Source organism: Staphylococcus arlettae (genome assembly GCF_025560845.1).
GTDB classification, from domain to species: domain Bacteria; phylum Bacillota; class Bacilli; order Staphylococcales; family Staphylococcaceae; genus Staphylococcus; species Staphylococcus arlettae.
Genome location: NZ_CP094803.1, coordinates 2348618 through 2374726, shown reverse-complemented (window position 1 = coordinate 2374726; position 26109 = coordinate 2348618). Strand labels below are relative to the sequence as shown.

The 26109-nt window shown below is 32.6% G+C and carries 24 protein-coding genes; 21 read left to right on the top strand and 3 right to left on the bottom strand.

Annotated features, from left to right (window positions below; translation table 11 throughout):
• Positions 1 to 69 precede the first annotated feature (69 nt).
• The 3 genes from rpsG to tuf all read left to right on the top strand — a co-directional run bounded on the left by rpsG (position 70) and on the right by tuf (position 4154).
• Entirely contained in the window at positions 70 to 540 is a 471-nt protein-coding gene (gene rpsG / locus MUA37_RS11640) for a 30S ribosomal protein S7 (protein ID WP_002509425.1), read from the top strand.
• A 120-nt stretch (positions 541 to 660) separates the two neighbouring features.
• Entirely contained in the window at positions 661 to 2751 is a 2091-nt protein-coding gene (gene fusA, locus MUA37_RS11635; RefSeq protein ID WP_021459830.1) for an elongation factor G, read from the top strand.
• Positions 2752 to 2966: 215 nt separating this feature from the next.
• Positions 2967 to 4154, top strand: coding sequence for an elongation factor Tu (gene tuf / locus MUA37_RS11630; protein WP_002509426.1), 1188 nt, complete (start codon positions 2967 to 2969; stop codon positions 4152 to 4154).
• A 142-nt stretch (positions 4155 to 4296) separates the two neighbouring features.
• Here tuf and MUA37_RS11625 read toward each other — a convergent pair whose 3' ends face one another.
• Complete coding sequence (locus MUA37_RS11625) at positions 4297 to 5649, bottom strand: IS1182 family transposase (RefSeq protein WP_021459431.1); 1353 nt, start codon at positions 5647 to 5649, stop codon at positions 4297 to 4299.
• A 254-nt stretch (positions 5650 to 5903) separates the two neighbouring features.
• Entirely contained in the window at positions 5904 to 7079 is a 1176-nt protein-coding gene (locus tag MUA37_RS11620; RefSeq protein WP_103388462.1) for a M20 family metallopeptidase, read from the bottom strand.
• Positions 7080 to 7268: 189 nt separating this feature from the next.
• On the opposite strand from MUA37_RS11620, the gene MUA37_RS11615 reads away from it, so the two are divergent.
• Positions 7269 to 8459, top strand: coding sequence for a glycine C-acetyltransferase (locus MUA37_RS11615; RefSeq protein WP_262624628.1), 1191 nt, complete (start codon positions 7269 to 7271; stop codon positions 8457 to 8459).
• Positions 8460 to 8564: 105 nt separating this feature from the next.
• Here the strand turns inward: MUA37_RS11615 and MUA37_RS11610 are convergent, their stop codons facing one another.
• The gene (locus tag MUA37_RS11610) at positions 8565 to 9062 is read right to left on the bottom strand and encodes a hypothetical protein (RefSeq protein ID WP_002509429.1); all 498 of its coding nucleotides are present in this window, start codon (positions 9060 to 9062) and stop codon (positions 8565 to 8567) included.
• A 230-nt stretch (positions 9063 to 9292) separates the two neighbouring features.
• Between MUA37_RS11610 and MUA37_RS11605 the strand changes: the two genes are divergently transcribed.
• The 17 genes from MUA37_RS11605 (at position 9293) to MUA37_RS11525 (ending at position 26080) form a co-directional block, all read left to right on the top strand.
• Positions 9293 to 9865, top strand: a complete 573-nt coding sequence (locus MUA37_RS11605) for a GNAT family N-acetyltransferase (protein WP_002509430.1) — start codon at positions 9293 to 9295, stop codon at positions 9863 to 9865.
• A 16-nt stretch (positions 9866 to 9881) separates the two neighbouring features.
• A complete protein-coding gene (locus MUA37_RS11600) occupies positions 9882 to 10388 on the top strand; it encodes a GNAT family N-acetyltransferase (RefSeq protein ID WP_002509431.1) in 507 nt (168 codons plus the stop codon).
• A gap of 237 nt (positions 10389 to 10625) precedes the next feature.
• Positions 10626 to 11294 carry a Wzz/FepE/Etk N-terminal domain-containing protein gene (locus MUA37_RS11595; protein WP_021459836.1) on the top strand — a complete coding sequence of 223 codons (669 nt, stop codon included), beginning with the start codon at positions 10626 to 10628 and terminating at the stop codon, positions 11292 to 11294.
• Positions 11295 to 11310: 16 nt separating this feature from the next.
• Complete coding sequence (locus MUA37_RS11590) at positions 11311 to 12006, top strand: polysaccharide biosynthesis tyrosine autokinase (RefSeq protein WP_002509433.1); 696 nt, start codon at positions 11311 to 11313, stop codon at positions 12004 to 12006.
• Entirely contained in the window at positions 11999 to 12766 is a 768-nt protein-coding gene (locus MUA37_RS11585) for a tyrosine-protein phosphatase (protein ID WP_262624627.1), read from the top strand. The genes MUA37_RS11590 and MUA37_RS11585 overlap by 8 nt, the downstream gene beginning before the upstream one ends.
• Before the next feature lie 63 nt (positions 12767 to 12829).
• Complete coding sequence (locus MUA37_RS11580) at positions 12830 to 14587, top strand: polysaccharide biosynthesis protein (protein ID WP_394371098.1); 1758 nt, start codon at positions 12830 to 12832, stop codon at positions 14585 to 14587.
• A 10-nt stretch (positions 14588 to 14597) separates the two neighbouring features.
• Entirely contained in the window at positions 14598 to 15635 is a 1038-nt protein-coding gene (locus tag MUA37_RS11575) for a nucleoside-diphosphate sugar epimerase/dehydratase (RefSeq protein ID WP_204172526.1), read from the top strand.
• Complete coding sequence (locus MUA37_RS11570; RefSeq protein ID WP_002509437.1) at positions 15632 to 16741, top strand: polysaccharide biosynthesis C-terminal domain-containing protein; 1110 nt, start codon at positions 15632 to 15634, stop codon at positions 16739 to 16741. The genes MUA37_RS11575 and MUA37_RS11570 overlap by 4 nt, the downstream gene beginning before the upstream one ends.
• A gap of 4 nt (positions 16742 to 16745) precedes the next feature.
• The gene (gene wecB / locus MUA37_RS11565) at positions 16746 to 17876 is read left to right on the top strand and encodes a non-hydrolyzing UDP-N-acetylglucosamine 2-epimerase (RefSeq protein ID WP_262624625.1); all 1131 of its coding nucleotides are present in this window, start codon (positions 16746 to 16748) and stop codon (positions 17874 to 17876) included.
• A complete protein-coding gene (locus MUA37_RS11560) occupies positions 17870 to 18493 on the top strand; it encodes a CatB-related O-acetyltransferase (protein ID WP_262624624.1) in 624 nt (207 codons plus the stop codon). Before wecB ends, MUA37_RS11560 begins: the two co-directional genes overlap by 7 nt.
• 10 nt (positions 18494 to 18503) lie before the next feature.
• The gene (locus tag MUA37_RS11555) at positions 18504 to 19616 is read left to right on the top strand and encodes a glycosyltransferase (protein ID WP_002509440.1); all 1113 of its coding nucleotides are present in this window, start codon (positions 18504 to 18506) and stop codon (positions 19614 to 19616) included.
• A gap of 15 nt (positions 19617 to 19631) precedes the next feature.
• Positions 19632 to 20813: a lipopolysaccharide biosynthesis protein gene (locus MUA37_RS11550; RefSeq protein ID WP_262624623.1), complete on the top strand. Its 1182-nt coding sequence runs from the start codon at positions 19632 to 19634 to the stop codon at positions 20811 to 20813.
• Between the two features lie 5 nt (positions 20814 to 20818).
• Positions 20819 to 22081: an O-antigen polymerase gene (locus tag MUA37_RS11545; protein ID WP_103388458.1), complete on the top strand. Its 1263-nt coding sequence runs from the start codon at positions 20819 to 20821 to the stop codon at positions 22079 to 22081.
• A 23-nt stretch (positions 22082 to 22104) separates the two neighbouring features.
• Complete coding sequence (locus tag MUA37_RS11540) at positions 22105 to 23313, top strand: glycosyltransferase family 4 protein (RefSeq protein WP_002509461.1); 1209 nt, start codon at positions 22105 to 22107, stop codon at positions 23311 to 23313.
• A gap of 1 nt (position 23314) precedes the next feature.
• A complete protein-coding gene (locus MUA37_RS11535; protein WP_103388457.1) occupies positions 23315 to 23872 on the top strand; it encodes a sugar transferase in 558 nt (185 codons plus the stop codon).
• Positions 23872 to 24741, top strand: coding sequence for an NAD-dependent epimerase/dehydratase family protein (locus MUA37_RS11530; protein ID WP_142019869.1), 870 nt, complete (start codon positions 23872 to 23874; stop codon positions 24739 to 24741). The genes MUA37_RS11535 and MUA37_RS11530 overlap by 1 nt, the downstream gene beginning before the upstream one ends.
• A gap of 67 nt (positions 24742 to 24808) precedes the next feature.
• A complete protein-coding gene (locus MUA37_RS11525) occupies positions 24809 to 26080 on the top strand; it encodes a nucleotide sugar dehydrogenase (RefSeq protein ID WP_262624622.1) in 1272 nt (423 codons plus the stop codon).
• Positions 26081 to 26109 lie beyond the last annotated feature (29 nt).

Genomic DNA, 26109 nt, shown 5'->3' with positions numbered 1-26109 from the left:
TTTAAAATTTCGTAAATTTTACTTATAAAATCTCAAAATATATTATAATAGGAAGGGAGGACTTACATTATGCCTCGTAAAGGATCAGTCCCAAAAAGAGACGTATTACCAGATCCAATTCATAACTCAAAATTAGTTACAAAATTGATCAACAAAATTATGTTAGATGGTAAACGTGGAACAGCTCAAGGAATTCTTTATAATGCTTTCGAACTAGTTCAAGAACGTAGTGGTAGAGATGCATTAGAAGTATTTGAAGAAGCTATTGAAAATATCATGCCAGTATTAGAAGTTAAAGCTCGTCGTGTTGGTGGTTCTAACTATCAAGTACCTGTAGAAGTTCGTCCAGAACGTCGTACTACATTAGGATTACGTTGGTTAGTAAACTATGCTCGTCTTCGTGGTGAAAAAACTATGGAAGAGCGTTTAGCTAACGAAATCTTAGATGCAGCTAACAATTCAGGTGGCGCAGTTAAGAAACGTGAAGATACACACAAGATGGCTGAAGCAAACAAAGCGTTCGCTCACTATCGCTGGTAAGATGGTAGTTTTTACCCTGAGTATGTTCCAATTTGATAGTTTACTATCTGTGGCTCGTGCTTAGGGCATCGCCATATTTATAGTATTTATTCGCAGTAATACTGGAAGGAGAAAAAATACATGGCTAGAGATTTTACTTTACAAAGAACTCGTAATATCGGTATCATGGCTCACATTGACGCTGGTAAAACAACTACGACAGAACGTATTCTTTACTATACTGGCCGAATCCATAAAATCGGTGAAACACATGAAGGTGCTTCACAAATGGACTGGATGGAGCAAGAACAAGATCGTGGTATCACTATCACTTCAGCTGCAACAACAGCACAGTGGGATGATCACCGTGTAAATATCATTGATACACCAGGACACGTAGACTTCACAGTTGAGGTTGAACGTTCTTTACGTGTACTTGATGGTGCGGTAACAGTACTTGATGCGCAATCAGGTGTTGAACCACAAACTGAAACAGTTTGGCGTCAGGCTACAACTTATGGTGTACCTCGTATTGTATTCGTAAACAAAATGGACAAGTTAGGTGCAAACTTTGAATATTCTGTTAGCACTATACATGATCGTTTACAAGCGAATGCGCAACCTATCCAATTACCAATTGGTGCGGAGGACGAGTTCGAAGCAATCATTGACCTAGTAGAAATGAAATGTTTCAAATACAACAATGACTTAGGAACTGAAATTGAAGAAATCGAAATTCCTGAAGATCAAAAAGACAGAGCAGAAGAAGCACGTGCTAACTTAATCGAAGCCGTTGCTGAAACTAATGAAGACATCATGGAAAAATATCTTGGTGATGAAGAAATCACTATTGATGAATTGAAAGCTGCTATCCGTAAAGCTACTACTGATGTAGAATTCTACCCAGTACTTGTTGGTACAGCATTCAAAAACAAAGGTGTTCAATTAATGCTTAACGCTGTTATTGACTACCTACCATCACCATTAGATGTTAAACCAATCATTGGTCACCGCGCTGACAATCCTGACGAAGAAGTTATTGCTAAAGCGGATGACGATGCAGAATTTGCTGCATTAGCATTCAAAGTAATGACAGACCCTTACGTTGGTAAATTAACATTCTTCCGTGTGTACTCAGGTACGTTAACATCAGGTTCATATGTTAAAAACTCAACGAAAAATAAACGTGAACGTGTAGGTCGTTTATTACAAATGCACGCTAACTCTCGTCAAGAATTAAACACTGTATACTCAGGCGATATCGCTGCTGCGGTAGGTCTTAAAGATACAGGTACTGGTGATACTTTATGTGGTGAGAAAAATGACATCATCTTGGAATCAATGGACTTCCCAGAGCCAGTTATTCACTTATCAGTAGAACCAAAATCTAAAGCAGACCAAGATAAAATGACTACTGCTTTAGTTAAATTACAAGAAGAAGATCCAACTTTCCATGCTCACACAGATGAAGAAACTGGACAAGTTATCATCGGTGGTATGGGTGAACTTCACTTAGATATCTTAGTAGACCGTATGAAGAAAGAATTTAACGTTGAATGTAATGTTGGTGCGCCAATGGTTTCTTACCGTGAAACATTCAAGCAATCAGCACAAGTTCAAGGTAAATTTGCTCGTCAATCAGGTGGACGTGGACAATATGGTGACGTTCAAATCGAATTTACGCCTAACGAAACTGGCGCAGGTTTCGAATTTGAAAATGCCATTGTTGGTGGTGTAGTTCCTCGTGAATACATTCCATCTGTTGAAGCTGGTCTTAAAGATTCAATGGAAAATGGTGTATTAGCTGGATATCCATTAATTGATGTTAAAGCTAAATTATTTGATGGTTCATACCACGATGTCGATTCATCTGAAATGGCCTTCAAAATTGCTGCATCATTAGCACTTAAAGAAGCTGCTAAAAAATGTGATCCAGTTATCTTAGAACCAATGATGAAAGTAACAATCGAAATGCCTGAAGAGTACATGGGTGACATCATGGGTGACGTAACATCTCGTCGTGGACGTGTAGATGGTATGGAACCACGCGGTAACGCACAAGTTGTTAACGCATTTGTACCACTTTCAGAAATGTTCGGTTATGCAACATCATTACGTTCAAACACTCAAGGTCGCGGTACTTATACTATGTACTTTGACCACTATGCAGAAGTTCCAAAATCAATCTCTGAAGAGATTATCAAGAAAAACAGTGGAAACCAAGCTGAATAATTAAACTTGTGTTGTACGACAAACGTCAGTAAAATACAAAATAAGCTTAATTATAAGCCATCCAATTGTTTGAATTGATTTTTTGGTCTAAATGCATTATAAAGGAACTATGTTCCTTTGCATTAACTAGTTATCTGTCTTCTCATGATGGTGAGAAACTGTCATGAGAGATAATTATTAAATATATTTTCTAAGAGAATAGGAGAGATTTTATAATGGCTAAAGAAAAATTTGATCGCTCAAAAGAACATGCCAATATTGGTACTATCGGTCACGTTGACCATGGTAAAACAACATTAACAGCTGCTATCGCAACTGTATTAGCAAAAAATGGTGACGCTGTAGCTCAATCATATGACATGATTGACAACGCTCCAGAAGAAAAAGAACGTGGTATTACAATCAATACTTCACACATCGAATATCAAACTGAAAAACGTCACTATGCTCACGTTGACTGCCCAGGACACGCTGACTATGTTAAAAACATGATCACTGGTGCTGCTCAAATGGACGGCGGTATCTTAGTAGTATCTGCTGCTGACGGCCCAATGCCACAAACTCGTGAACACATCTTATTATCACGTAACGTTGGTGTTCCAGCATTAGTAGTATTCTTAAACAAAGTTGACATGGTTGACGATGAAGAATTATTAGAATTAGTAGAAATGGAAGTTCGTGACTTATTAAGCGAATATGACTTCCCAGGTGACGATGTACCTGTAATCGCTGGTTCTGCTCTTAAAGCTCTAGAAGGCGACGCTGACTACGAGCAAAAAATCTTAGACTTAATGCAATCAGTTGATGATTTCATCCCAACTCCAGAACGTGACTCTGACAAACCATTCATGATGCCAGTTGAGGACGTATTCTCAATCACTGGTCGTGGTACTGTTGCTACAGGCCGTGTTGAACGTGGACAAATCAAAGTCGGCGAAGAAGTTGAAATCATTGGTATGCAAGAAGATTCAAGCAAAACAACTGTTACTGGTGTAGAAATGTTCCGTAAGTTATTAGACTACGCTGAAGCTGGTGACAACATTGGTGCTTTATTACGTGGTGTTGCTCGTGAAGACATCCAACGTGGTCAAGTATTAGCTGCTCCTGGATCAATTACACCACATACTAAATTCAAAGCTGAAGTTTATGTATTATCTAAAGACGAAGGTGGACGTCATACTCCATTCTTCAGTAACTACCGCCCACAATTCTATTTCCGTACTACTGACGTAACTGGTGTTGTTAACTTACCAGAAGGTACTGAAATGGTTATGCCTGGCGATAATGTTGAAATGGACGTTGAGTTAATTTCTCCAATCGCTATCGAAGACGGTACTCGTTTCTCAATTCGTGAAGGTGGACGTACTGTAGGATCAGGCGTTGTTACTGTAATCGAAAAATAATTTAAACTTTATCTAATATAGATGTAGTTTGAAGCCTCCATTATTGGAGGCTTTCAGAACGTGGACAAACCCTTCGCAAGTTAATGCGAAGGGTTTATTTATTTTCTTTTTTTATAGTTTTTTTCAAAATTGCAGTGGTCTTTCAGACCATTACTGGGCCTTTTATTAGCCACATTGCGATTTTTTTAAGATTCATGGCAGCACAAATTAGCGTGGTATCCATGGAAACTTTGTCATGTCCTCTATATCTCGTCCATCTCATACCATGCTGTTCTTTTGCATCGCCAAATTTTCTCTCTATTGTTTGACTTCGCATTTTATATTGTTTTTTAATTGTATCCACAAACCTTAAATCTTCAACTATATCTAAATCATCTTGCCAAACATGTCTTCTAATTTGTTTTATGGCATCTTTACTTTCAGTACATTTATTTAGTAGTGGACAGTCTCGACATATTGAAGCATCTGATACATATAATCTGTGTCCTGTTGGCATTGTTCTTTTATATAGTAAAGTTTCATCATTAGGACAAATATAAGTATCATAATGTTCATCGTAGATGAAATCTTTTGTTCTGAAAAAACCAGGTTTTCCTTTAGGTCTCGTATATGGCATTGCTGGTACAATTGCTTTTTCAAGCAAAAAGTGTGCATTAAAAGGTGTTTTATAACCTGAATCAATTGCTAATGTGATAGGCAACATCTGCTTGGTTTCCAATCTTTCAATCATTGGTTTGAGTTGTGTACTGTCGTGAATATTACCAGGTGTCACGTGCTTATCAATAATATAACCATTTTTATCTACACATGCGTGTAAACTATAAGCAAATTGCTTTTCTCGTTCACCTTTAACGTAGTACCCAGCTTCTGGATCAGTCGTACTTACTTTTTTGGTTTTATATTCCTCCTTGCTTTTATTTTTTATTGGCTTTTTTCCTTGTGCTCGCCTTTGTTCATTTATTTCATTATCCAATTCTTCTTGGAAGTGAAGTGTATCTTTTTTTACAATTTTTTTGATGTATTTATTCTTATTTGCATTTGCTTTAATATGTGTAGAATCAATGAATAAAGATGAGTGATCTATTAAGTTATTTTTGATAGCTATTTCTAGTATTTTCTCAAATATTTGTTCAAATAAATCTGTATCATGAAAACGACGTGTATAGTTCTTACTAAAAGTTCCGTAATGAGGTACTTTATCTAAAAAGCTATATCCTAAATACCAACGGTAAGCTACATTTGTTTCTATTTCTTTAATTGTTTGTCTCATTGATTTAATGCCAAACAACCTTTGTATGAGTAATATTTTTACTAAAATAACAGGATCTATAGATGGTCTACCATTATCAAGGCAATATTTGTCTTCGACAAGTTCATACACAAAATTTAAATCTAATATCGCATCGACTTTACGTAATAAATGATTATTAGGGACTAATTCAGAGATAGAAATCATTTCATATTGATCTCTTTTATCAATTGATTTATTCAACATAATAAACACCACCACTGTTTAATTTACATATATTATAATGTTTTTGTGTAATATTGGCAGTAATTTATGCCGACTCCTGCGGGAATATCACTAGCCGAAGACTACAGGCTAAGGCAGTGCCCGCGGAAAGCGTGCATAAAAAAACTGCCAACAAAGTCGGAGACTTTGTCGACAGTCTGGAAGCCTCCATTATTGGAGGCTTTTTTTGTATTCAAAAAAGATAGGTAGCATTGTTGTACCTATCTTCTGAAGTATTATTTAGTTATAATGACTTGCTCTAGTTCTAAAATTTTTAAAAAGGTGCTGACTGCATATTTCATCGCAGATTCGTCAATATCAAAATACGGACTGTGATGTGGCGCAGTTGTGCCTTTGGTTTCGTCTCCACAACCAGTGAGGAAAAAAGCACCCGGACGTACGCGTTGATAATGAGAAAAATCTTCTCCGACCATCATCAATTCAGCATTATTAAAGCGGAAATTTAATTGATCTGCAGCAGCTTGTACGACATCATAAGCTTGTGGATGATTATGCACTGGTAAATACCCTTTAATATAATCAAAGGTATACGTGATGTCGTTCGCGACTGCTAAACCTTCTAATATTTTTTCCAATCGTTCAATAACATGTTGCTGTATTTCTGTATCAAAAGTGCGTACTGTGCCACGACAATAAGCAGCGTCAGGGATAACATTGTCAGCATCGCCAGCTTTAATCATTCCAAAACTCACTACGGCTTGTTTAACCGGGTCTATCGTACGTGAAACGATTTTTTGTGCGCTTAAAATAAATTCAGCCATAACGACTACAGGATCTATTGTTTCGTGTGGTTTAGCGCCATGACCACCTTGTCCTTGAATCTTAATATTAAATTCATCAGGTGAAGCCATCATCGCGCCATTGCGTGAATAGATAGCACCAGTAGGATAGCCACTCCATAAATGGTTTCCATATATACGATCTACATCTTGTAAACAGCCAGCATCAATCATTTCTTGAGAACCACCAGGCATTATTTCTTCACCATATTGGAAAATCAGTACGACATCTCCATTTAGGTTATTGCGGTGTTCATCTATAAGTTCAGCCACACCTAATAAAATAGCTGTATGGCCATCATGTCCACATGCATGCATTTTTCCAGGATGCTTTGATTTAAAGTCTAAATTCGTTAATTCATCTATGGGTAAAGCGTCAAAATCGGCACGTAAAGCGATTGCTGGACCATCACCTTTGCCTGAAAATCTTGCAACGATACCATTACGGCCAACAGGTGATTGTATATCGCACGATAATTGGCTTAATTGATTTAAAATAAAATCATACGTATGTTCTTCTTCGAATGATAACTCAGGATATTGATGGAGATATCTGCGAATTTGAATCATTCTATTTTCTTTCATATTTGCTAGTTGATACCAATCAAACAATTTCAACCCTTCTTCCTATTCTATTTTCATATGACTTCAGTATAACATTTTCCTTCTAAAGCCTATAGAGCACGAGTCAAAATATTATCTTTAGAATTAATTTTCAATGCCGTATTTAGTACTTTTAACTTAAATCAAAATGCGATATGATGGGGTTAAGTACATAGACAACTCAAAGGGGGAATCACAGTGGTACAATCACTGAATGACTTTTTAACAGAGAATATTAATTATTTAAAAGATAATGGACTCTACAACGAAATAGACACAATTGAAGGTGCGAATGGCGCTGAAATTAAAATTAATGGTAAAAACTATATTAATCTATCATCAAACAACTATTTAGGACTAGCGACAGATGAAGACTTAAAAACAGCAGCTAAAAATGCTATTGATACGCATGGTGTGGGTGCAGGTGCAGTACGTTCAATCAATGGGACATTAGATTTACATGATGAATTAGAGCAAACATTGGCGCAATTTAAAGGAACAGAAGCAGCTATTGCTTATCAATCTGGCTTTAATTGTAATATGGCTGCGATATCTGCAGTAATGAATAAAAATGACGCTATTTTATCAGATGAATTAAACCATGCTTCTATTATTGATGGTTGCCGTTTATCAAAAGCTAAAATTATCCGCGTGAATCATTCTGATATGGAAGACTTACGTGCCAAAGCAAAAAAAGCAGTGGAATCAGGACAATATAATAAAGTAATGTATATTACAGATGGCGTCTTTAGTATGGATGGAGATGTTGCAAGATTACCAGAAATCGTAGAAATCGCTGAAGAATTTGGATTGTTAACTTATGTTGATGATGCACATGGTTCAGGTGTTATGGGTAACGGCGCTGGTACTGTAAAACATTTCGGTTTACAAGACAAAATTGATTTCCAAATCGGCACATTATCAAAAGCAATTGGTGTTGTAGGCGGTTATGTGGCAGGTACTCAATCATTAATCGATTGGTTAAAAGTACAATCAAGACCTTTCTTATTCTCTACTTCATTAGCTCCTGGAGATACAAAAGCGATCACAGAAGCTGTTAAAAAATTAATGGCTTCAACTGAATTACATGATAAATTATGGGAAAATGGCAATTATTTAAAAGCAGGTTTAAAAGAATTAGGCTTTGATATTGGTCAATCAGAAACGCCGATTACACCAGTCATTATTGGTGATGAACAGAAAACACAAGATTTCAGTAATAAACTGAAAGAAGAAGGTGTTTATGTAAAATCAATCGTATTCCCAACTGTACCAAGAGGCACAGGACGTGTACGTAATATGCCAACTGCAGCACATACTAAAGAGATGTTAGATGATGCCATTGCAGCATTTGAAAAAGTTGGAAAAGAATTAAATATTATTGAATAGATTAATTGAGCATATTTCATAGAAATTTTTGCTGTAATAAATGAATAATGACTATAAGAAGAAGCTAGAACAGACAATTGTTCTAGCTTCTTTGTTATCATGTGACTAATGGGCATGTCTTTTAGTAATGGAATCTTTGGCAGTATTAGTATCGTCACGTTGTTTTGCATCTTGTTGTGCTTTAGCTTCTTTTGCCTCTTTAGTTTGTAGAAATGGTATAGTACACCACACGACATGCAATAAAATCGTAAATATAATGAGGACGATTGGTATGAAAATTTGAATGATACTGATATCAACAATAAAAGAAATGATAATAAATGCTGTGATGGATGGTAACGCACAGACAATTACTAACGTAAGTAACACAAATTGTAATACTTGTGTAGCGACTGAGTTAAATAAGTCTAACACTAAGATAAAGATATAAAATAGTGTAATGAGTACAAGCAATACAACAATCCAACCTTCAGATAAGCCACTTTGACTCTCGATGTAAGATTGATATGGTGTTAGTGTTGGTAAAATAAAAATCAGCATCGTTGCCAACCAAGCTAAAATTCCAAAGAATGTGAATAAAATATTAGACAGATGTTTATTCATTGTAACAACCTCCTTAAATGCTTGGTTCTAGCATGTTATAACAAAGAAAATATCAATGTTTATAAGTGTAAAATTACTTATTATCAGTATACCCATCTCGAAAAAAAGTAAGCATGGCGGAATTTTTTACTAACAAATTAGAAAGTAGTATGATAGGGTCAACTAGCTTAATTAACGGTGTGCAATATACAGAAAATTGTGGTTTTTTATTTTAAAAGGGGAATAACTAAATGAAATACAATTTAAGGTTGCATTTTCAGACACAACGTCTTATCATTAGACCGTTGGAAAAAAATGACTATCATTCATGGTATAACGGTTATAGTAACAGTAAGCTAGCACAATATAAATATGATAAGGGACAACTTGATTTATTAGAGAAGACCGAATCATGGTTTTACACACTTGTGCGTAACCAACAAGAAGCGATAAAAGAAGATGATATTTATTATTTTGCTATCTTTGATAAACGTGGGCAACATATCGGAATGATAGATTTGAAAACATTAAGTAGGGACAATTTTCAATGGGCAGAATTAGGCTACTTTATTCACAACCAATTTTGGAGACGTGGCTATGCCTATGAAGCACTAGTTGAAATCGTGGCACAAGCACAACAGATATTACATTTTCATAGAATAGAAGCACATGTCAATCTTGATAATGAACCATCACAAAAGCTATTAGAAAAAGTGGGCTTCCATTTTGAGTGTATACGTAAGGGATTTATATTTGAAAATGGTCAATGGACGGATCATTTTGTTTATTATTTAAACACACATAATAATGATATAAGTAGTTAGAAGGAGGCACATCAGCATGGCTGAATTTAGAGAGTTGGCAATGTCAGATGAATCTTTATATTGTAATTATATGAAGGAATGGATAGATAATGATGAGCAAATCGTTCCATCGATTACAAGTATTACAAAATATAGTTGTTTCGAAGAATTAGTGCATGAACTAGCACATAATAAAACACGCGATGAAACAGTGGATAACACAACATTCTTCTTAATTGATGATGAAGAAATTATCGGTGCAGTTAATATTAGACATCATTTAAATGATTCATTGAAAAAAGTCGGTGGTCACGTTAGTTACGGCATACGCAAAAAATATCGTGGTAAAGGTTACGGTAATAAAATCTTGAAGAAAGCTTTAGATTATTTATCACGTATTGGCGTACAAGAAGCCTTAATTACTTGCAATGCAGATAATGAAATTTCATTGTCAGTCATTGAGCATAACGGTGGCGAAGAAATCGAACCATATACAAAAGAAGATGGTACAACAACACGACGTTTCTTATTCGACATTGCATAATAAATTTACAACAAAATAAGAATTACACATTTTTTTGGAAGCACTTTTTTATTAAGTGCTTCCTTTTTTTTGCTTATTTTAAAATTTACCACAGCTTGAAAGTATATTCAGGTAAAATTTTAATGCAACATATTTGTAAATTACAATATGGTTCGCAATAAAAATTGTGAGCAAATATTGATATTACAAAATGGATGGCATTTAATCAATTGTAAAACATGATTAATGGAGGTAAATATGGAAAAAACATTAGATTTGATGAAGTTAAAAGACATAATAAAGAAAAACTTAAAGTTCTTATGTTTAGTGCCACTTTTATTTTTAATTAGTAGTGCAATGATTACTTTTTTTATTATGGTTCCCAAATATGAAGCTTCTACCCAAGTCTTGGTTAATCAAAAAGAAAGTGATGGTCAGCAATTTAATCCGCAACAAGTACAAAGCAATATTCAATTAGTAAATACATATAATGAAATTATTAAAAGTCCTCGTATTTTAGAGGCCTCTGCCAGAAAACTAAGCAAAAAATATAGTGCGGACGATATTGCTGCAATGTTAACTGTGTCAAATCAGGCTGAAACGCAATTATTAAACATTAATATACAAAGTGAAAATAAGAAGGAAACGGAAAAAATTGCTAATACTATTGCACAGGTATTTAGTGATGAAGTGACTGACATTATGAATATAGATAATGTGTCAATTTTATCTAAAGCTAATGGGACCGCCATACAAGTTGCACCTAAACCACTTGTAAATTTATTTATCGGATGGACATCGGGATTATTAGTAGCGCTGTTTGCTGTTGTGCTAAAAGAATTATTTGATAAACGTATAAAAACAGAAGTAGATGTAGCAACGGAATTGGACTTACCAGTTCTAGGCGCTATACAAAAATTCAAATAAGGAAGGTTGCTCAGCTATGGCTAAAAAGAATAAAAATATAACACCCCTGTACACATATGATCAACCCAAATCAACGATTAGTGAAAAGTTTAGAGGAATAAGGTCGAATATTATGTTTTCGAATGCAAATGCTGAAATTACAGATATCATAGTTGCCTCAGAAAAAACTGCAGCAGGAAAAAGTACGATTGCAGCAAATATTGCAATTACATATGCGCAAGCAGGTTATAAAACATTACTTATAGACGGTGATATGCGTAAACCGACGCAACATTATGTTTTTGATGTAACGAACAATAATGGATTATCAAACTATATGTTAGGTAGGGCAATGTATCAAGATGCTGTCAAAGAGACGTTCGTTGCAAATTTGTTTGTACTAACTTCTGGTCCGATACCACCGAATCCATCTGAGTTAATTGGTTCAGAAAAATTTAAAACAGTATACCAGCAACTAAAGCAAGAGTTTGATTTTATTGTGATCGATACACCACCGGTAACGAGTGTGACTGATGCTCAACTATACGCTATCAATGTGGCGAATTGCATTTTAGTCATTGATAGCGAAAAGAATGATAAAAATGAAGTGAAAAAAGCTAAAGAATTAATAGAAATATCAGGAGCAAAAGTTATTGGTGTTGTATTAAATAAAATGCCGAAAGATAAATCGTCAAATTACTATTATTATTACGGAGATGATAGTAATGATTGATTTTCATAATCACGTGTTAATTGATGTTGATGATGGACCACAAAATATTGAAGCAGCGAGTAAACTGCTACAACAAGCACGTACAGAAGGAGTAACTGAAATAATAGTGACGCCTCATCATTTACATCCTAAATATTCAACGACTATGCACTGTGTTGAAGAAAAGTTGTTGGAATTACAAAATCATGAAGAAGTAAAACAATTGAACTTTAACTTTTATGCGGGACAGGAAATTCGATTGACAGATCAAATTATTACTGAGCTAGAACAAGGAACTATTAAAGGAATTAATGATTCACGTTATTTATTAATTGAATTTCCATCGAACGAAGTGCCGTATTATACGCATAAGCTATTTTATGAATTACAAAATAAAGGATATATACCAATCATTGCACATCCAGAAAGAAATAAAGAAATGAGTCAAAATCTTGATGTATTATTTGAGCTAATTAACATGGGAGCTTTAAGTCAATTGACTTCTGGATCGTTAGTAGGTGTTTTTGGTAAAAACGTTAAAAAGTTAGCATTTCAAATGATAGATAACAATTTAGTACATTTTGTAGGTTCCGATGCACATCATGCCATACATCGTCCATTTTTGATGCGTAGCTTATTTCAGGACCGTAAGGTGAAGCAGTATCATGGTGAATTAACTAATTTTTTAACAAATGCACAAAAGGTGGTTAGGGATGTACACATATCCAAATTTAAGCCAACTCAGGGATATAAAGAGAAAAAATGGTTTGGACTAACTTAGTAAATTGAATGAGGGATTATAGTGACGCACATTTCTGCAAGATTACGGTTATTAATATTAATTATGATTGATTCAATAATAGTAACTTTCTCAGTCTTTGTAAGTTATTTTATCTTACAGCCATATTTTGAAAGTTATTCTATTAAATTATTAATGTTATCAGCGCTGTCGTTGTTAATATCGCATCACATTTTTGCCTTGGCTTTTAACTTATATCATCGGGCATGGGAGTATGCTAGTGTGGGTGAACTCTTGTTAGTTGTGAAAGCGGTAACTTCATCTATTGTGAGCACAATGATTATCGTAGCAATCTTAACAGCGCAAAGTCCATTTATTAGGTTGTATTTTATTACATGGATGATGCATTTAATATTTATTGGTGGTTCTCGTTTATGTTGGAGAGTATCAAGTAAACACTTTGGTGGCAAAGCATATAATAAAAAACCTACATTAGTTGTCGGTGCTGGCCAAGGAGGTTCGATGTTGATTCGTCAAATGTTGAAAAGTGTTGAGATGAAATTAGAACCAGTATTGGCAGTAGACGATGATCCGAAAAAGTACAAAATAGCAATTACTGAAGGAGTTAAAGTACAGGGAACGATAGCTGATATTCCGGAGTTAGTAAAGAAATTTAACATCAAAAAAATTATTATAGCAATACCTACAGTTAATCAAAAGAGACTAAAAGAAATTAATAATATCTGCAATATTGGAGGTGTTGAGTTATTAAGAATGCCTAATATTGAGGAAGTTATGGCAGGAGAAATTGAAGTTAATCAACTGAAAAAGGTAGAAGTTGAAGATTTACTTGGGAGGGACCCAGTAGAACTAAATATGCAAATGATATCACAGGAGTTAACGCGTAAAACGATATTAGTTACCGGTGCAGGTGGTTCTATAGGCTCAGAAATTTGTCGCCAAGTTTGTAAATTTAGCCCGAACAAAGTCGTGTTGTTAGGACATGGTGAAAATAGTATTTATTTAATACACCAAGAATTGTCCAAACAGTATGCAGGGGAAATTGAGTTTGAACCTGTAATAGCCGATGTGCAAAATAGAGTGCGATTATTTGAAGTGATGAATTACTACAAACCGTATGCCGTGTATCATGCAGCAGCACATAAACACGTTCCACTGATGGAATATAATTCACAAGAAGCATTACGTAATAATGTACTAGGAACGAAAAATACTGCAGAAGCAGCGAAACATGCAGCTGTGAAAAAGTTTGTCATGATTTCTACAGATAAAGCAGTAAACCCACCGAACGTTATGGGAGCGACAAAGCGAGTTGCAGAGATGGTTATACAAAGTTTGAACGACAAAACATCACAAACAGACTTTGTCGCTGTCCGTTTCGGTAATGTGTTAGGTTCGCGAGGTTCAGTAATTCCATTATTTAAGCAACAAATAGAAGCGGGTGGCCCGGTTACTGTAACGCATCCAGAAATGACGCGGTATTTTATGACGATACCAGAAGCATCAAGATTAGTATTACAAGCTGGTGCCTTAGCACAAGGCGGAGAAGTTTTCGTACTCGATATGGGAAAACCAGTAAAAATAGTAGATTTAGCGCGTAATCTTATTAGGTTAAGCGGTAAAAAAGAAGAAGATATCGGTATTGAATTTTCTGGTATAAGACCAGGAGAAAAGCTATACGAAGAGTTACTGAATGAGGGTGAAATACATCCAGAACAAGTATATGAAAAAATCTATCGAGGTAAAGTGAAATTCTTCTCTCGAGTAGAAGTAGACGAAATCATAAATGATTTAGTAAATAACTTTTCTAAAGAAAAAATTATCCAGATTGCTAATGAATAGGAGAATTAATATGTTTAAAGATAAAGTGCTATTAATCACTGGTGGAACAGGGTCATTTGGTAATGCCGTTATGGATAGATTTCTTGAAACAGATATTAAAGAGATTAGAGTGTTTTCAAGAGATGAAAAAAAGCAAGACGATATGAGGAAAAAATACAATAACTCTAAACTAAAATTTTATATAGGTGACGTGAGAGATTCACGTAGTGTTGAAACTGCTATGAGAAATGTAGATTTTGTATTTCATGCAGCAGCTTTAAAACAAGTGCCTTCTTGTGAATTTTTCCCAATAGAAGCTGTTAAAACAAATATACTCGGTACTGAAAATGTACTACAAAATGCTATTCGTCATAATGTAAAAAAAGTAATTTGTTTATCTACAGATAAAGCTGCCTATCCGATTAATGCAATGGGCATTTCTAAATCAATGATGGAAAAAATATTTGTAGCTAAATCTAGAAATGTGGATAGTGAGCAAACATTAATTTGTGGTACTAGGTACGGTAATGTGATGGCTTCAAGAGGCTCAGTCATTCCTCTCTTCATAGAAAAAATTAAAGCTGGAGAACCATTAACAATAACAGATCCAAATATGACAAGGTTTTTAATGACTTTAGAAGAAGCCGTTGAATTAGTGATTTATGCATTTGAGCACGCACAAAATGGAGACATTATGGTTCAAAAAGCACCGAGCTCAACAGTTGGAGACCTTGCGACAGCACTTTTACAATTATTTGAAGCATATAATGACCTCAAAATAATCGGTACAAGACATGGTGAGAAAAAGTCTGAAACATTATTAACTCGCGAGGAATACGCTCAATGTGAAGATTTAGGAAATTATTTCAGAGTGCCAGCAGATTCAAGAGATTTGAATTACAGTAATTATTTTGAAGATGGTAGTAAAAGTATTACTGCATCTTATGAATATAATTCTGATAATACGACAATATTAACAGTTGAAGAAATTAAGGAGAAATTGCTGACTTTAAAATATGTTCGTACTGAATTAAGCAAATACCATAAAAGACAGGAGCGTTTACATTGAAAATTGTTATAACTGGCTCAAATGGCTTTGTAGGAAAAAACCTAAAAGAAGATTTGAAAGCAACAACAGATTATGAAATTTTTGAAGTGCACAGACAAACTTCCTCAGATGAATTAAAACAGTATTTACTGGTAGCTGATTCAGTTGTGCATTTAGCAGGCGTAAATAGGCCTCAAAATGATACGGAATTTAAAATAGGTAATGTAGACTTTTTACAACAAATACTTGAAATCTTAAAAGATAACCCTAAGCAACCAAAAATTATTTTTGCTTCATCAATTCAAGCTGAAATTGATACACCATATGGTAATAGTAAACGTGAAAGTGAGCATCTACTTATTAATTTTGCAGTACAAAATGGCAATGAAAGTTTAATTTATCGCTTGCCTAATTTATTTGGTAAATGGTGCAAACCGAATTACAACTCAGTTATTGCTACGTTTTGCCATAATATTGCTCGAAATAAAGAAATACAAGTTAATGATGAGGATGTTGAACTTAAATTAAACTATATTGATGACGTTATTAAAGAATTTAAAAATGCAATTGCAGGACGACCGACTATTAAAAATGACAGACCCGAAGTACCTAATGTATTTGAAGAAAAATTAGGTACAGTAGCTAAACTATTATATCGATTTAAAGAAATGAATATAAATAAATCACTCCCAAATATTGAAAATCCATTTGAACGAGCATTGCATAGTACATTTTTAAGTTACTTACCTAAAGATAAATTTAGTTATCCTTTAAAAATGAATGTTGATGATAGAGGATCATTTACAGAGATTTTTAAAACTATAGATAGAGGTCAAGTTTCGGTTAATATTTCAAAACCTGGCATTGTGAAAGGAAACCATTGGCATCATACAAAAAATGAAAAATTTTTAGTTGTTTCTGGTCATGGTGTTATTCGTTTTAGAAAAGTTGGAGATGACAAAATTATTGAATATCCTGTTACTAGCGAAAAACTTGAAGTAGTTGATATTCCAGTAGGTTATACACACAATATTGAAAACTTAGGTGACACAGATATGGTTACAATCATGTGGGTAAATGAAATCTTTGACCCACATAATCCAGATACATATTTCTTGGAGGTCTAAATAAGTGAAAAAATTAAAATTAATGACTGTTGTTGGTACAAGGCCTGAAATTATTCGGTTATCAGCAACTATAAAATCATGCGATAAGTATTTCAATCACGTATTAGTACATACGGGTCAAAATTATGACTATACGCTGAATCAAGTGTTTTTTGAGGATTTAGAATTAAGAAAACCAGACTACTTTCTTGAAGTGGTAGGAAGTCATTTAGGTGAAACAATGGGTAACATTTTAGCAAAATCATATGAAGTTTTAGCTGAAGAAATGCCAGATGCACTGTTAATTTTAGGAGATACCAATAGTTGTTTAGCAGCGTTATCAGCGAAAAGACTTAAAATTCCAGTATTTCATATGGAAGCAGGAAACAGATGTTTTGATCAAAATGTACCAGAGGAAATTAATCGGAAAATTGTCGACCATGTCAGTGATGTTAACTTACCTTACACAGAACATAGTAGACGCTATTTACTTGATGAAGGTATCCAAAAACAAAATATTTTTGTGACAGGGTCTCCTATGAAAGAAGTATTAGATGAACATTTAACTAAAATTGAGGGAAGTAGCATTCTTTCAAACTTAAAGTTAACACCGCAAAATTATATTTTAGTGTCAGCGCATCGTGAAGAAAATATTGATAATGAGCTAAACTTCTTATCATTGATGAGTGCGATTAACGCAATTGCAGAGAACTATCAAATGCCAGTTATTTATTCAACGCATCCAAGAAGTTGGAAAAAAATTGAAGAAAGAAATTTTAAGTTTCATCCATTGGTTAGACAATTAAAACCATTTGGCTTCTTTGATTATAATGCATTGCAGAAAAATGCATTTGTTGTATTGTCCGATAGCGGTACATTATCTGAAGAATCAGCTATTTTAAAATTTCCAGGTGTTTTAATCTGTACTTCAACTGAAAGACCGGAAGTACTGGATAAAGGAACAGTCATTGTGGGTGGTATTTCATACGACAATCTTGTGCAATCTGTCGAATTAGCAAAAGTAATGCAAGAAAATGACGAGCCAATGATTGACGCAATCGACTATCAAGATAGCAATGTTTCAACAAAGGTCGTTAAAATTATTCAAAGTTATAAAGATATTATTAATCGCAATACTTGGAGGAAATCATGTTAAATAAAGTATTTGCTTTAATAAAATCATCATCTTCTAAGGAAAAAAATGTGAAGATAAATAGATTAGCTTATGTTAATAATTCAACTTTTGAAGGTAATAATTATGTCGATAGATTCTGTAAAGTCAGAAATTCTACTATCGGTAAATATAGTTATATTGGTTTTGGTAGTGATTTTAATAACGTTAAAATAGGCAATTACTGTTCAATTTCATCTGATGTAAAGATGGGTTTAGGTAAGCATCCAGTAAATTTTTTTAGTAGCTCTCCTGTCTTTTATTCAAACAATAACCCTTTTGGTTTAAAAGAAGCTTTTTTGAAATTTGATGAGAGTCCGAAGAAAATTGTTGTTGGACATGATGTATGGATTGGAGCTAGTGCAATCGTACTAGATGGTGTTCAAATAGGTACTGGTGCAATCATAGCAACAGGAGCAGTTGTAACGAAAGATGTTGCTCCTTATGAAATTGTAGGTGGAATACCAGCTAAAACAATAAAAAAAAGATTTGATAATGTAACTATTCAGCAGTTACTTGAAAGTAAATGGTGGTTAATGGAGCCAAAAGAACTTAAAGCAAATAACTTTTCATTAAATAATTTTAAAGTTTCGAAAGAATAGGAAGAGATAAATGAAAATTTTAAATATCGTATCAAGTAATATTGTTCAAGATCCTAGAATTTTGAAGCAAATGGAGACGATTAAAAATGTTACTAATACTCATTTAATGGTCGGAATGAACAATAATAATGTTACAGAAGAACGTTTAAAAAACATAAACTTTAACTTTAAACTTCTTGGTGATAAACAAGATACTACTTCAATTTTAAGTAAGTTGTCTAAACGCATTAAATTTGCCAAAGGTGTAATAAGACAAATTAAAAGATATAAACCAGATGTAATTCATGCAAACGATTTTGATGTACTGCTAATGGTTTATTTTAGCGGTTATAAAAATGCAAAAATCGTCTTTGATGCCCATGAAATATATGCTAAAAACGCATTTATCAATAAGTACAGAGTTATATCTAAAATTGTTGAACTTATTGAAAAACATATTATAAATAAAAGGGTGAATGCATTTGTTACTGTGAGTCATGCAGCTAAATCATATTATTTAAAAAAAGGTTATAAAAAAACGCCACATGTGATTACCAATGCACCGTTTCTCGATGAATCATTGACTTTAACTAAAAGTAGTGAAATTAATGAAGTTGTTTATCAAGGTCAGATTGTTGCAAATCGTGGTTATGAGGAGTTTGTTAAAGCTGCTACAATTCAGCATGAACAACCAGTTAATTATGTGATTAGAGGATTTGGCCCACAAGAAGACGAAATTAGAAAACTCATTAAAGTAGAAAATGCTAACGTAAAATTAGCTAAACCTGTAGAAGTAAAAGAGTTAGTTCAAAAACTAAGTGAAAGTGATATTGGTGTAGTTCTTACTAAACCTGTTTCAATAAATTTTAAATATACAGTGTCTAATAAAATTTTTGAATGTATACATGCTGGATTGCCAGTAATATTATCTCCAGTTAAAGAACATTACTACTTAAATGAAAAATATGAATTTGGAATTGTAATAGACAAAGTAACACCTCAAAACATTGCTGAAGCCGTGCAAACATTATTAAATAATAAAATTTTATACAACAAATTAAGATGTAATGCTATTAAGGCATCTAATGAGCTGAATTGGCAAAATGAAAGTGAAAAATTAAAAAGAATATATTTAAGTAATTAATAGTGTGGTAGCAAAATGAATAAATCAAAAGACTTTATCTATAGTGTGTTATCTAACGTAATGATCATGGTTTTAATGCAGTTTTTACTTCTACCTATTTATTCAAAATCACATTCTACAATAGAATTTGGGAACTTCATTTTACTTTTAACATTAGTTAATATGATTTCACCTATCATAGGGAACACATTGAATAACATAAGATTAATAAATAAAAATAAAGATCAAATAATTGAATCGGAATACTTATTTTTAATATTTATGGGATCTGTAATAGTAATGTGTGTAACGGGTCTTTATTCTCTAGTGAATCAGTTTGCATTCATAGATATTATGTTTTCTAGTTTGTGGTCAGCATTTTTATTAATAAGATGTTATTTATTTGTATATTACAGATTAGATTTTCGATTTAAATCACTATTTTATATAAGTTTAATAGCAAGTGCAATTATGATAATAGGCGGCGTAAGTATGTATTTATTGCATACATCTGTGTTCGTAATATTATTTTTGAGTGAATTTTTAATGAGTATATTAATGATATTTGAATATAAGAACGTATTAAAAAAAACAAATATTAAAATGTTAAATAAAGTTGATTTTAAAAGTTATTTAGAGCTTCTTAGTGCTAATTCCATATTAAATTTAATTAATTACTCAGATAGGATATTGCTAAGTATATTCTTAGGAACTATTTATGTGCCATTATTCTTTATTGCTACTATAATTGGCAAAATTTCTAATATACTAATCAATCCCATTGTTACCGTGTTATTGAGTTATGAAGTTGATAACAAACAAGAGATTACGACAGCTCAAGTAAGAAAGACGTGGAAGTTAATAATATTTTTATCAATTATAATATCAATTTTTATTTCCGTACTTTCATGGGTCTTTATTTATATATTTTATAATGAGTATATTTACAAAGTTCAATTGTTAATATTTCCAGCGAGTTTAGGGGTGATTTTAATGTCGAGTTCAGCATTGCTACAAATAAAATTGCTTGCTAACAATCAATATAGAAATAATTTGATAATTAACTTATTCACATTAATAATAATTGTTTTACTTAGTGCAATATTGACTAACATTTTAGAAATATATGGATATGCAATCGCTTTAATAATTTCAGCAATATATAAGCATTTTGCCATTTATAAAAATATTTTAAAGCTAATTCAGAATAAAGGGTGAATTGTGTGATTATATTTTTCTTTGTAACAATATCGGTTACTTATGCGATATATTTATTGCGTTCAAATTTTAGGTTTATAAGTTTATTATTTTTAACAGTTTTTAGTATAAGTTTTTTATTACCTATAATAATGGATAAACCTTTTAATTATAAATTGTATTTAGATGCCTCAAATTATGATTACACTAATAAATTGTATTTACTAGCTTTGATTGTCTTTGTAGTTACTAATCTTATTATTCAACTTGCAAATATAAAATTTGAAATGAACAATTTATTAATAATAAAAACAAAAAATATAGATAATATCTATCCAATATATGTATTAGCAACAATTGTTGTAATAATGTTAACAGGATTGAACATTGTTACTGGTGGTTCGACTGCAACTCTTGAAAATAGCTCTATAATGAAAATGTTACAAGGATCAGTGCTATTGGGTTACTTATATCTTTCATATTTATATTTATATAATTCAAATAATACAAGAAATAAAGTGAAATCTTTATTTCTAATTCTTATTAGTGTAATAGTAGTAACAATCTTCATATTTGGAAGACGCATTTTAATATATCCCACTATAGCAATTTTAGTACTTTACATTTATAAAAAAGGGAAAACACCAAACCTTCTTCATTTATCAGCAATTGCACTATCAACTATATTAATTATATTACCTTTAATGATGAGCATTCGAACTTATGGTTTGAAGGATGGTTTTGTGAATTTTAAAGATATATTAGTCGGAGATTACAACAAATATATAGATTATTTAGCAGTAGGAACGGATGTGAATTATTCATATTCTTTAGCAACTATAATTACTAATTATCAAGTACATGTAAATATATTAACATTATTCAAACCATTATTTATTTTTATACCTAGAAGTATTTGGCCGAATAAACCCCAACCTTTGTCGGAAGAAATAGTTAAAAAATTAAATTTTCCATTTGATCAAGGGATGTCAATTCCACCAGGGTTTGTAGGTGAAGCATATATATATTTAGGTGTTTTTGGAATAATTTTAGCGAGTATAATATTTGCAATATTTTGTGGTTTAGCTGACCAGTACAGTTTGAGCTTAAGAAAAGCTGAAAATGGAATATATAGTATTAATTTAATTTTAATAACTATTTTATCTATTCAATTGATTATGGGTTCTATTCGGGGAGATACTGCAACAAATATTCAAGAAGCATTATATTTATTTATTCCGTTAGCATTATTGCTTTGGTTATCACAAATTAAGCTTAAGTTTAAATAAATTTGAAAATCTAAGGTGAGTAGATGAAAAAGAAAAAATTATTAATATTATGTCAGTATTTTTATCCTGAATATGTGTCGTCTGCTACATTACCAACTCAAATGGCTGAGGACTTAGTTGACAAAGGTATGCGTGTGGAAGTGATGTGTGGGTGGCCATATGAATACAGTAATGAAAAAGATGTTGAAAAAAATGAAAATTACAAGGGAATTTCTATTAAAAGATTAAAATACTCTAAATTTAATAACAAAAATAAATTTGGTCGTATTTTTAATTTCTTTTCATTATTTGCAATGTTTGTTTGTAAAATGCCAAAAATGCTGACTTATGATCATATATTAGTATATTCAAACCCACCAATATTACCTTTAATTCCAGATGTGTTATATCGAATGTTTAACAAGCAATACTCATTTGTAGTGTATGATATTGCACCCGACAACGCTTTGAAAACAGGAACTATCAAATCTGGAAGTCTAATTGATAGATTAATGAACTATATCAATAAACATGTATATAAAAATGCTGAAAACATCATAGTTCTAGGCACAGAAATGAAAACTTATTTATTACAAAATAAAATTTCAGATAACCCGGGAAATATTCACGTGATACCTAACTGGTACATAGAATCTGAATATGACGTAGTTAAGAGTAATGAATTTAAGAAACTTAGAAATCAATATGACAAGATCTTGCTATATAGTGGCAATATGGGACAACTACAAGATATGGAGACAATTGTTGAATTCTTAAAGTTAAATAAGAATAACGAGAACACGTTAACGATTCTATGTGGGCATGGTAAAAAATATGCAGAAGTGAAAAAAAGTATTAAATCAAACGAAATTAAAAATGTGAAGATGTATGAATTTCTAACTGGGACTGATTATACGGATGTATTAAAAATTACTGATGCTTGTTTTGCTTCGTTAATTCCTGAAGGTGTGGGCTTAGGTGTGCCGAGTAAAAACTATGGTTACTTAGCCAATAAGAAACCCTTAATTTTAATTATGGATAAACATTCAGATATCGTTAAACACGTTGAAACATACAATGCAGGTATTCAAATTGATAATGGTGCAGCTCAAGATATACTTGATTTTATAACTAATCATTCAAGAAATGATTTGAAAGAATTTGGTAAAAATGCATATCAATTATTTAAAGATGAATATACGAGACAACATAATACAACTAAATATTATATTTTGCTGAATGGAGGCAATTGATGTGAAAAGAGCTTTCGATTTATTTTGCTCAATATATGGATTAATTGTAGCCGGGCCGTTACTACTTATTGTAGCAGTACTAATAAAATTAGAGTCACCGGGTCCTGCTATTTTCAAACAAAAAAGACCAACGATAAATAATGAGCTTTTTAATATTTATAAATTTAGATCCATGAAAATGGGGACGCCTAACGTAGCAACAGATTTAATGGGGCCAGAAGATTTTATAACTAAGACAGGTAAATTCATTAGAAAAACATCAATTGATGAGTTACCGCAATTAGTAAATGTGCTAAAAGGAGAAATGTCAATAGTGGGCCCGAGACCAGCACTTTATAACCAATATGAACTTATCGAAAAGAGGACTAAGGTTAATGTGCATACGATACGACCAGGTGTTACTGGATTAGCTCAAGTGATGGGCAGAGATAATAACACAGATGACCAAAAAGTTATGTATGATAAATACTATTTGGAAAATCAATCATTACTACTTGATATGTACATCATTTATAAAACTGTGATTAACACAATCTCTTCAGAAGGTGTGTCTCACTAATGGCTAAACACATTTTAATAACTGGAAGTAGCGGATATGTTGGCAGTCATTTAGCAGATAGTTTAGAACAATTAGGTAATAAAGTTAGCAGATTAAATGTAAAAAATACATTGTGGAAAGAACTGGATTTTAAGCAATATGATGCCATTATCCATACAGCAGCTTTAGTACATAACAATGATCCTAACGCTCAACTTGCAGAGTATTTTCGAGTTAATATGCATTTAACATTTAATTTAGCAATGGAAGCCAAAAAATGCGGAGTTAAACATTTTGTATTTATGAGTACGATGGCTGTGTTTGGAGAGGATGGCAAAATTGGTGAAATGGTTGAGCTAACAAATCCAACTAATTTAAAACCAGTGACAAATTATGGTATATCAAAGGCTAAAGCTGAAGCTAAAATACGAGAGCTAGCAGATGATAATTTTAAAGTTGCAATAATTAGACCTCCAATGATATATGGAGTAGGTTCACCAGGTAATTTCACTAAATTAATAAAAGTTGCAAAGCGATTACCTATAATTCCAAATTTAAGTAATGCTAGGAGCGCTTTGTATATTAAACATTTGGAACAATTTGTAAATGAAATAATTAAACATGAAATGACAGGTATCTATCATCCAAAAGATAAATTTGAATTCAATACGACAAAGGTTGTAACAGAAATACGGAAGAATGAACATAAAAATACATTTTTATTGCCTATTCCAAAAGCAATGTATCCTATTTTAAATAAATTTCGAGTTATTTCTAAAATCTACGGTAACTTGGTGTATGCCAAATCTTTGTATGCACATGAAAGCAAAGTTGCTATTGATAATCAGAAATTTGAAACAATTATCAAAGATATCATGAATAAATATTAGTATTTTAAAAGTCATTTTAATGAAAATCACATATAAAAATTATTATTTGTATATGGAGGGTATTATTTTGAAAATAACAGTTGTGGGTTTAGGTTATATCGGACTACCAACATCTATTATGTTCGCCAAACATGGTGTGGATGTATTAGGTGTAGACATAAATGAAAAAACAATCGATTGTTTACAACAAGGGAAAGCAAACATAGAGGAGCCAGGGTTACAAGAAGCATTTGAAGAAGTACTTGAAACAGGGAAGTTCAAAGTATCTACCAAGCCTGAAGAAGCGGATGCATTTATCATTACTGTACCAACACCAAATAACGATGATACGTACGAATCTTGTGATATTTCAATAGTACTTAGTGCAATAAACAGTGTAATTCCACATTTAACAAAAGGTGATACGATTATTGTAGAGTCTACTATTGCACCTCGTACCATAGATGACTTCGTTAAACCATTAATCGAAGAAACTGGATTTATAGTTGGCGAAGATATTTATTTAGTTCACTGTCCAGAACGTGTATTACCTGGGAAAATTTTAGAAGAGTTAGTATATAATAACCGTATTATTGGTGGTGTTACATCTAAATGTGTGGAAGCTGGGAAACGAGTTTATAGTACATTTGTTAAAGGTGAAATGATTGAAACTAATGCACGTACTGCTGAAATGAGTAAATTAATGGAAAATACTTATCGTGATTTAAATATTGCTTTAGCAAACGAGTTAACAAAAATTTGCAATAACTTAGACATCAATGTATTAGATGTTATTGAAATGGCTAATAAGCATCCACGTGTAAACATACATTTACCTGGTCCAGGTGTAGGAGGTCATTGTTTGGCTGTTGATCCGTATTTCATTATCGCGACAGATCCAAAAAATTCGCCATTAATTCAAAATGGTCGAAAAATTAATCGCTCAATGCCTCAATTTGTAGTTGAAAATGTTAAGCGGTTATTAACTGGTATCGATAACGCCAAAGTTGCTGTATTTGGATTAACTTATAAAGGTGACGTCGATGATATTAGGGAATCAGCAGCTTTTGATATTTATACATTATTACAAGATGAGAACTTAGATGTAGTGGCTTATGATCCACATGTTAAATTAGATTTTGTTGAAAAAGATATTGATAAAGCTACTGAAGGGGCTTCACTGGTACTTATTCTTGCGGATCATTCTGAGTTTAAAACATTTAGTGATGATGACTTCAAATACATGAAACATAAAATCATCTTTGATACGAAAAACATTGTTAAATCCAACTTTAAAGATGTATCATATATTAACTATGGTAACCTATACATAACAAGAGATATAGAGCTAGTTAATTAATGATTGAATTTAAATTGTTATGAACAAGG